We start from the raw sequence: 7,928 nt of genomic DNA, 5'->3' as shown, positions 1-7,928 counted from the left end.
TCAGCGCTTCTTGGATCCCCGCGCGCGCTTCGGGGCGGCAGCCTTCTTGCGCCCCTTCGTGCGCCGGGCGCGGCCCAGGCCCAGCGGGCGAAGCACCGCCGCCCAGTCGTCGAGCGCGTCCTCGTGTCCCAGGACGAGCTGCACGCAGAACTGCGAGTAACCCGCATCGCGCAGCGCCGCGACGCGTTCGGTGAGCTCGGGCGCCGTCGCGGTGAAGGTGAAGGCCGAGACCAGCTCCTTGCTGTAGAGCGGCTTCTCCTCGGGGCGCAGGAACATCAGGTGACCGCGGTGCAGCGTGAGATAGCGAGCGTCGGCCGGCGTGTAGCTCTCGTGCAGCTTGCGGTAGCGCTCGAGCACCTCCGAGAGGAACGGCGGCAGGTCGCCCATGACCTCGCCGAGCTGCCCGCGCTCGACCAGGTCGTGCAGGAACGCCGCCGCCAACGGGGCCGCCTGCGCCAGCGGACGCCGGCCGTTCGCGGCTTCACCCTTGCGCAGCACGCAGCCCAGGGTGAACAGCGTGCTGTAGAGCGAGTCACTGCGGCCTGCGTTGCGCCAGGCCTGCTGCATGCCTTGGAGCGCGCCGATGCCCGCCGGCACGCCACCCGCGAACATGAGCCAGCCGGCGCCGAGCTTCGCGGTGAGCGCGCGCGCCTTGGGGCCGAAGGCCGAGACGTGCAGCGGGATCGGCTTGTCGATGCGGATCAGCCCGAGCTCGGGATTGAGGAAGCGCACCTTGTGCACGCCGTCGTCGAGCCGACACTCCACGGTGTCGCCCCGCAGCATGCCCTGCACCACGCCGATGTGGCGCTCCATCTCGGCCAGCGGCACCGCGCCCTGACCCATGGTGCGGCGCGCCGTGAAGCCGGTGCCGATGCCGAAGTCGATGCGGCCGGGCGCCAGCTTGGCCAGCGTGGCCAGACCGTTCGCCGACACCGGCGCGATGCGGTTCGAGGGGATCAGCACGCCCGTGCCCAGACGGATGCGGCTCGTCTCGCGCGCGGCCAGCGCCATGCACACGAACACGTCGGGGTTCAGGAGCTGCGTGTCGTAGAACCACGCGTGACTGAAGCCGAGCGCCTCGGCGCGCTTGGCAAAGCGCCAGCTCTCGGTCGTGCTCGCAAAGGCCACCCCGAAATCCATGCCACCTCCCTGCCCGCGCGGATCTGCGTCGGTCAGCGTGGGTAGGGTGCCCACGCGTTCATCGGCTTGGTGCGAATTCTACTTCTTCGCACCTGCCAGGGCGCGCAGCCGGTCGAGCTCGGCGACGACATCGGGCGGGAGCTCGGTGCCGGCGGAGCCGCTCCACGAGAGCAGGGTCATGTCTTCGTAGGCATCGAAGGCGCGCTGGGCGACGGCCGTATGCGGCGCGGTGCGGATGGCGCTCGCGAGATACCAGCTCGCGTCCGACAGCCACGGCGAGGCGCGCACCTGGGCGTCGGTGAGTCCCAGCAGGTAGTAGGTCTCGGCGCGCTCGGCGGTCGGCTGCCCGGGATCTTCGAGCAGCGCGTGCAGGATGCTCGAGGCGAGCAGGTCGTCGGCGAGGCCCGCGCGCGAGAACCCGTACGGACGCGCGCGCCGGCCTGCTTCCACCAGCGCACGCGCGCGCGCGAGCGAAGGCTTCTCGCGCAGCGCCTTGCCCTCGGAGCGCAGCGTCGCCGCCCACGGGCCGAGCTCGCGCCGCACGTCGGGCGCGGTCTCGGGCCGCTTCGCGAGCCGGTCGAGCAGCCGCGCCGCGCGCTCGGGATCGCGCTTCACCCGCACCGCGACGATCAGATACTCCACGAGGTCGGCGCCGCGAGTCACTTCTCCATCTGCTGGCGGCGGGCTGGTGAGGAGTGACTCATAGAGGTCGAGGCTCTGGTCGAACTGCCGGGTCGCGACCGCCAGACGCGCCCGCTCCGAAGCCGACAGGTCGCCGAGCTTGGCGTCGTTCACCAGCTTCGCGGCGAACGGGGAGTCCTTGTCCGAGGGCAGCCGCGAATGGCAGCCGACGCACGACTCGGTGAGGTGGAGCGCCACGAAGCGCGCATCGACGTAGCGGCCCGACGCGAAGCGCGCGGAAGCGCGCCGAGCGTCGTCGGCCAGCACGCTGCCGCGCGCGGCCAGGTCCTTGTCCGCGCCGCCCGCGTGCGCCGCCAGCGCATCGGCGCGCTCGGCGATGCGCGCCAGCTGGCCCCGCACCACCTCGCGCTCCCCCGGCGCCTCGAAGCGTTCCTCCGACAGGCAGCGCGGCAATATCTCGGACAGCGCCGCGAAGATCTCGCGCATCGTAGCGCGCGTCGCGTCGTCGGGCGCCTGCCCCTGGGCGCGCGCGAGCGGCGCACACGCGAGCGACAGCGCGAGGCAATAAGTCACAGACCGGATGGCCATCGATCACCCCCCGGCAGATCTCATAGCACTTCGCGCCCGGAACAGCCGAGCGAAGGCGCAGTGAGCGGCAGGCGGACGTGGGTCAATCGAACAGCGGCCCGGTCCCCTTGCCCTCGCAGGCGTCGCGCAGGCGGAACATCAGCTCGCCCCAGGTCGTGTTGCACAGGCGGTAGCCGCCGTCGAGCGAGCGCCAGTCGCGGTGCGAGAGGCGCACGCGCGTGCGCTTCTCGCCCTCGGGAATCAGCTGCACGTCGATCGTGGTCCCGATCCACTCGGAGGGCATGTTCGGCCCCTCGATGCCGGTCCACTGCACGCGGCTCGGGGCGATCAGCTCGTCAATGTGGAAGTGGAACAGCACCGAGCGGTTGCCGAAGCCGAAGATGTTGACCTCGCCGCGCTCGCCCGCGATCCGGCAGTCACTGGTCCACCACGACGCCAGCCCCCGGGGCGTGATCCAGGCGTCGAAGACCGACTGGATGGGTGACTCGATGGTGATTTCGTGGAGGCTGTCGGCCACGTGTGCGCTCACGCCGTCTCGGTGAGCTGGCTCAGCAGCTCGTGGAGACTCACTTCGGACCAGGCTTCGGCGATGCGCCCGTTCGCGATCCGGTAGATGTGGTTGCCGGTCCAGGAGACTTCGCGCCCGGTGGCCGGAATGCCCATGAACTCGCCGGCGTGGACGCCGGTCGCACGGTGGCGCTCGACGACCCGGTCGCCCTCGACGATCTGGTCCTCGAGCTCGACGCGCACGTTCGCGAACGCGTCGAACACCATGCGCCCGATGTTCTTCTGCGGCGCGCGCCCGCCACCCAGGTCGGAGCCGGCGAAGTGCAGCACCGAGTCCTCGGCCCAGGTGTCGTCGACCGCTGCCAGGTTCGCGCGGTTCTTGAAGTCGAGCAGAAAGCGGCGCGCCGGCCGGACCTTGGCGTCCCGGAGATACTCCGCGATCGGCACCCAGTAGTGGTCGCGCCAGGCATCGGCGGTCTGCCGCAGCTTGCTCTCGGGTACACCGGAGAGCGTCAGCTGCACGTGGGTGCCGCGCCCTTCGCTCAGCGCGTGGAAGCTGAGCTGCAGCTGCGCGTAGTGTCCCTCGGGCCAGTCCGAATCGCGCCAGCTCTGGCAGAGCCGGCGGTCGGGCACGAGCTCGCGGAAGGTCGCAGTGACCGCGCCGTCGAACAGCCAGACCCGGCCACCGACGCGCGCGTCGATCTCCGCACGCTCACCCGACATGGCGCTGTGAGTGCGGGCGTCGGTGAAGACCAGGAACACCTCTCCCGGAGGCACCGCGAAGAAGGCGTCTTGAGTGATCGTTCCGACTTCCATACCGACCCGCAGTGTGTGCGCTTCGCGGCCGGTACCTGCCAGCACGTGGCGTTCCGATCTCTATGCCGAGCGTCCAGCCACGGTCTTGCCAGTCACCCTCGGGCGCAGCTTGGTCGGGGCGTATCCCATCTCGCGCAGGAACGCCCGGCTGAACGCGGCCTCGGAGCCGTAGCCCACCTCGGCGGCCACGCGCGCCAGCTTCGGCCGCTTGGGGTCTTCGAGCAACGAAGCCGCCGCCAGCATGCGCAGCCGCGCGATGTAGGCGTGCACCGAGGTGCCGACGAGCGAACGGAAGCGGGTCGCGAGTGAGGTGCGAGACATCGAGGCCAGCGAAGCCAGTCCGGCCAGCGTCCAGCGCCGTGCGGGCGCCTCGTGGATCGCGAGCAGCACACGCGAGATCTGCGGGTCGTGCAGCGCGCCGAGCCACCCCGCCTGCCCCGGCGCGAGTGTCTTCACGTAGCTGCGCACCGCCTCGACCACCAGGATCTCCGCCAGGCGCGCGAGCACCGCCTCGGTGGCCTGGCCGCCGGCGCGCATCTCGCGCTCCGCCAGCGACAGGATGGGCTCGAGCGACGCCGTCTCGGCGCGGCGCAGGTGAATCACCTTCGGAAGGAACGAGAGCAGCGGATCGTTGCACTGCGCCGGGCACGCGAATCCCGCGCAGATCATCTCGGTGACCGCGCCGCCGTTGCCGCCGAAGCCCAGCACCCAGGGGCTGGCCGGCTGCTGGGCCGCGAGCTGCTCGCCCACGGGGACGATCGGAGTGTCTCGCTCGTCCATCACGTCGTGCGCCGTGCCGTGCGGAACCATCACGAAGTCACCCGCCTCGAGCGCGAGCGGTTGCTCTCCGTGCACGCGGATCCACGCGCGGCCCGAGCGCACGGCGTGGATCTGCACGGCACGCGCTTCTGCGAGGCCTACGCCCCACGGCGCGCGGTTCGTGCAATGGGCGCAATACAGCGTCTTCGAAAAACGGAATCTCGACAGGGCCGTCTCCAGGACGTCCATTCGTGGGTCACCTCGGTCGCATGCGGCGAGTCTTCGGCGCAGCGAGTCAGGGAGGGAGCCGAAAGCGGCAGGGACAATGCCATATTCTGTCCCGCGCGCGAGGGGTCCCGGTGTGGCCGGCGAAAGCCCGGCCGGAGCATGAGATAATCGCCCCAGGAGGGAAGCGAATGCTCTCGAAGCTCGACGACTACCCGGTCCACCAGACGGCCGAGCCGATCGCGGTGCCCGCGACGACGGACCGCAACGCCTACGACCGCTTCTGGTTCAACGGCTACACCGCCGACGGTGAGTTCTACTTCGGCATCGGCGCGGCGATCTATCCCAATCTCGGCATCATGGATTGCGGCTTCAGCATCGTGCGCGACGGCGTGCAGCACGCCTTCCACGCCTCGCGCCGCGCGCCGCGCGAGCCCAGTCAGATCGAGGTCGGGCCGTTCCGCATCGAGATACTCGAGCCGTTGAAGTCACTGCGCGTGGTGCTCGCGCCCAACGAGACCGGCATCTCGGCGGACCTCACGTGGATCCCGCGCACGTCGAGCTTCGCCGAGGGCTACCAGTACCTGCGCCGGCGCCGCGGCACCATGCAGGCCACACGCTTCAACCAGTTCGGCTACTGGCAGGGCCAGATCCAGACACCGGGGCAGACGGTCGCGGTCGACCCACGCCGCGTGTACGGCACCAAGGACCGCTCGTGGGGCATCCGTCCGGTCGGCGACCCCGACCTGGGCGGCGCGCCGCCGGGCCCGTTCGAGCTGGGCGGCATCTTCTTCCTGTGGGCACCGCTGCACTGGAAGCACCGCTGCACGCACGCCGGCATCTTCGAGAACAACCAAGGCGTGCGCTGGCACTGGGACGGCATGGTCGTGCCGACTTACGAGGACCCCGCGAAGATCCCGCTGGTCGACGACCCGGGACTCACTCCGCTGCTCTACGTCGACCACCAGATCGAGTACGTGCCCGGCACGCGCCGCGCGCGGCGCGCCCTGATCACCAAGGTCGAGGTCGGCGGGCGCAAGAACGAGATCGAGCTCACGCCGCTGCAGTGCTTCCGCATGAAGGGCATCGGCTACCAGCACCCGGTCTGGGGCCACGGCAAGTGGAAGGGCGAGCTGGCCATGGCCGGTGAGTCGTGGAAGACCAGCGAGCTCGACGAGAACGCGCTCGAGAACCAGCACATCCAGCAGGTCATGCGGGCGCGCTGCGGCTCGGACGAGGGCGTCGGGGTGCTGGAGCAGATCGCGATCGGGCCTCACCCGAAATACGGGCTCAAGGGCTTCCTCGACCCGGCGTGACTGACTAGCGTTTCGCGCAGCGGCCGATGCCGCCCGTGACCGGGCAGAGATAGACCTGGTCGGCGAGCCAGGCATCGGCCGCGCGCCGCTCCTGCGACGCGGGGGCGTGCGCGAACTCGCGCCGCACGAGATAGAGCGCCTCGTGCCCGCGAATCACCTTCAGGAGCACGAGTGACCCTCCTGCGCAGGTGACCGCGGCATAGGCCACGTCGTTCCCGTCCTCGCTGCCGGCGCTGGGGCCGTCACTGTGCGTCGAGCTGCAGGTCTTCGCGATGCGGATGACCTCGGCCTGCGCCGCGTCGGCAGGCTCGGTCTCCTGACGGCCGAACAGCACGAACTCCGACAGCACGTCCTTGGGATGCCGGACCTCGCGAGCCACCGGCGACCACTCGGCGAGCGTACCCTCGCGGGTGTGCTCGTCGGTCACTTGCGGCCAGGGCGCGTCCGGCGGGTACGCGCCGAGCGCCAGGACCTCGGTGTACGGGTCGTGCAGCGCCTCGCCGGGCACCCCGCCGCCGCCGGCACAGGCCAGAGACACTGCGGCGAGGCCGGCCAGAGCTGCGCGGCGCGTCACCAGGGGTCGTAGCCCTTGAAGGCGTCGGACTGCGTGTCGGCGCCGGTGACTTCGAGCCTCTCCGCCTTCGCGCCCGCGGCCAGCCGCTGGTAGCGATCGAACTGCTCCTGCCGGCCCACGCGCAGACACCGACACTCCTTGGTGTCGGGGTAGACGAAGTAGGTGTTGCCGTTGCGCTCCACGCGCGAGATCTTGCGCGACGGCAGCGAGTTCAGCGCCTGGATCCGCTCGGGCGTGTTCGCCGCCACCGCGCGGAAGCCGGCCGACTCCAGCAGGCTCTCGGTGGTCTGCTGCTTGTAGGTCGCGCAGGCCGCGAGCGCCAGCGCGGCGCACAGACACAAGACGTTTCGGATCGCGGGCAAGGGGACCTCCTTCAGCGGTAGGCGGCGGCCTGGATCTCGTACAGCTCGGAGTACGGCCCGCGCGCGCGCATCAGCGCCTCGTGCGAGCCCACCTCGACCACGCGCGCGCCGTTCATGACCACGATCTGGTCGGCCATGCGCACCGTGCTGAAGCGGTGAGACACCAGGATGGTGATGCGGCCGTCGTCGGAACGGCTGCGCGAGGCGGCGGCGTAGCGCTCGAACAGGGCGTGCTCGGTCTCGGCGTCGAGCGCCGCCGTCGGCTCGTCCAGCACCAGGAGGAGAGGATGCTCGCGCATGAAGCCGCGCGCGAGCGCGAGCTTCTGCCACTGCCCGAACGACAGGTCGACGCCCTCGGGCCAGCTCGGGCCGAGCTGCGTCTCGAGGCCCGCCAGGAGTCTCTCCACCACGTCGGCGGCGCCCGCCCGTTCCACGGCGGCAGTCACTGCCGGCGCGTCGTCGAGCCGCGGCACGTCGCCCAGCCCCACGCTGTGCCGCGCGCGGAACTCGAAGCGGAAGAAGTCCTGGAACGCGCCCGCGAGCCGCTCGCGCCAGCCGTCGGGGGGAATGCGCGCGAGCTCGACGCCGTCGACCAGGATCCGGCCGTGCGTGGGCTGGTAGAGCTGACACAAGAGCTTCACCAGCGTGGTCTTGCCCGCGCCGTTCTCGCCCACGATCGCCACCACGCTGCCCGGCCGCAGCTCGAGGTCGACGTCTTCCAGCACGAGTCTCTCGGTGCCGGGGTAGCGGAACGAGACCTTCTCGAGCCGGATCCCCTCCGAGAGTCGCCCGGGGACGGGCGCATCGGCGTCCTGCACCAGCGACGCCGCGTAGTCCTCGAGCCAGGCCATGCGCTTAGAGCCGTCGAGCCAGATGCCGCGCAGGAAGCCGATCTCACTCACCGCGCCGCCGATGAACCCGGACAGGCGCGAGCCCGCCGTGACCACCAGGACCACGTCGCCCGCCGACGCGCCCAGCCCCGAGGCCACGAACACGACC

The 7,928-nt window shown here is 70.8% G+C and carries 9 protein-coding genes; 1 reads left to right on the top strand and 8 read right to left on the bottom strand.

Annotation, left to right across the window (positions count from 1 at the left end; translation table 11 throughout):
• From VMR86_18395 to VMR86_18375, 5 genes are all read right to left on the bottom strand, one after another.
• The gene (locus VMR86_18395) at positions 1-1,140 is read right to left on the bottom strand and encodes an LLM class flavin-dependent oxidoreductase (protein HTO09026.1); all 1,140 of its coding nucleotides are present in this window, start codon (positions 1,138-1,140) and stop codon (positions 1-3) included.
• 78 nt (positions 1,141-1,218) lie between these two features.
• The gene (locus VMR86_18390) at positions 1,219-2,370 is read right to left on the bottom strand and encodes a hypothetical protein (GenBank protein ID HTO09025.1); all 1,152 of its coding nucleotides are present in this window, start codon (positions 2,368-2,370) and stop codon (positions 1,219-1,221) included.
• Between the two features lie 82 nt (positions 2,371-2,452).
• Complete coding sequence (locus tag VMR86_18385) at positions 2,453-2,899, bottom strand: SRPBCC domain-containing protein (GenBank protein ID HTO09024.1); 447 nt, start codon at positions 2,897-2,899, stop codon at positions 2,453-2,455.
• Positions 2,896-3,693, bottom strand: a complete 798-nt coding sequence (locus VMR86_18380) for an ester cyclase (GenBank protein ID HTO09023.1) — start codon at positions 3,691-3,693, stop codon at positions 2,896-2,898. Before VMR86_18380 ends, VMR86_18385 begins: the two co-directional genes overlap by 4 nt.
• A 60-nt stretch (positions 3,694-3,753) precedes the next feature.
• Entirely contained in the window at positions 3,754-4,701 is a 948-nt protein-coding gene (locus tag VMR86_18375; GenBank protein ID HTO09022.1) for an AraC family transcriptional regulator, read from the bottom strand.
• A gap of 167 nt (positions 4,702-4,868) precedes the next feature.
• Here VMR86_18375 and VMR86_18370 point away from each other — a divergent pair, with 167 nt between their 5' ends.
• Positions 4,869-5,993, top strand: a complete 1,125-nt coding sequence (locus tag VMR86_18370) for a hypothetical protein (GenBank protein ID HTO09021.1) — start codon at positions 4,869-4,871, stop codon at positions 5,991-5,993.
• A 4-nt stretch (positions 5,994-5,997) separates the two neighbouring features.
• Here the strand turns inward: VMR86_18370 and VMR86_18365 are convergent, their stop codons facing one another.
• The 3 genes from VMR86_18365 to VMR86_18355 form a co-directional block, all read right to left on the bottom strand.
• Positions 5,998-6,567, bottom strand: a complete 570-nt coding sequence (locus tag VMR86_18365; protein ID HTO09020.1) for a hypothetical protein — start codon at positions 6,565-6,567, stop codon at positions 5,998-6,000.
• Entirely contained in the window at positions 6,564-6,929 is a 366-nt protein-coding gene (locus VMR86_18360) for a hypothetical protein (GenBank protein ID HTO09019.1), read from the bottom strand. The genes VMR86_18365 and VMR86_18360 overlap by 4 nt, the downstream gene beginning before the upstream one ends.
• An 11-nt stretch (positions 6,930-6,940) precedes the next feature.
• The coding region (locus VMR86_18355) for an ABC transporter ATP-binding protein (protein HTO09018.1) at positions 6,941-7,928 on the bottom strand (988 nt) is incomplete at its 5' end.

The sequence above is a fragment of the Myxococcota bacterium genome, assembly GCA_035498015.1.
Taxonomy (GTDB): Bacteria; Myxococcota_A; UBA9160; order SZUA-336; family SZUA-336; genus VGRW01.
This window is presented reverse-complemented; position numbering and strand designations above follow the sequence as displayed.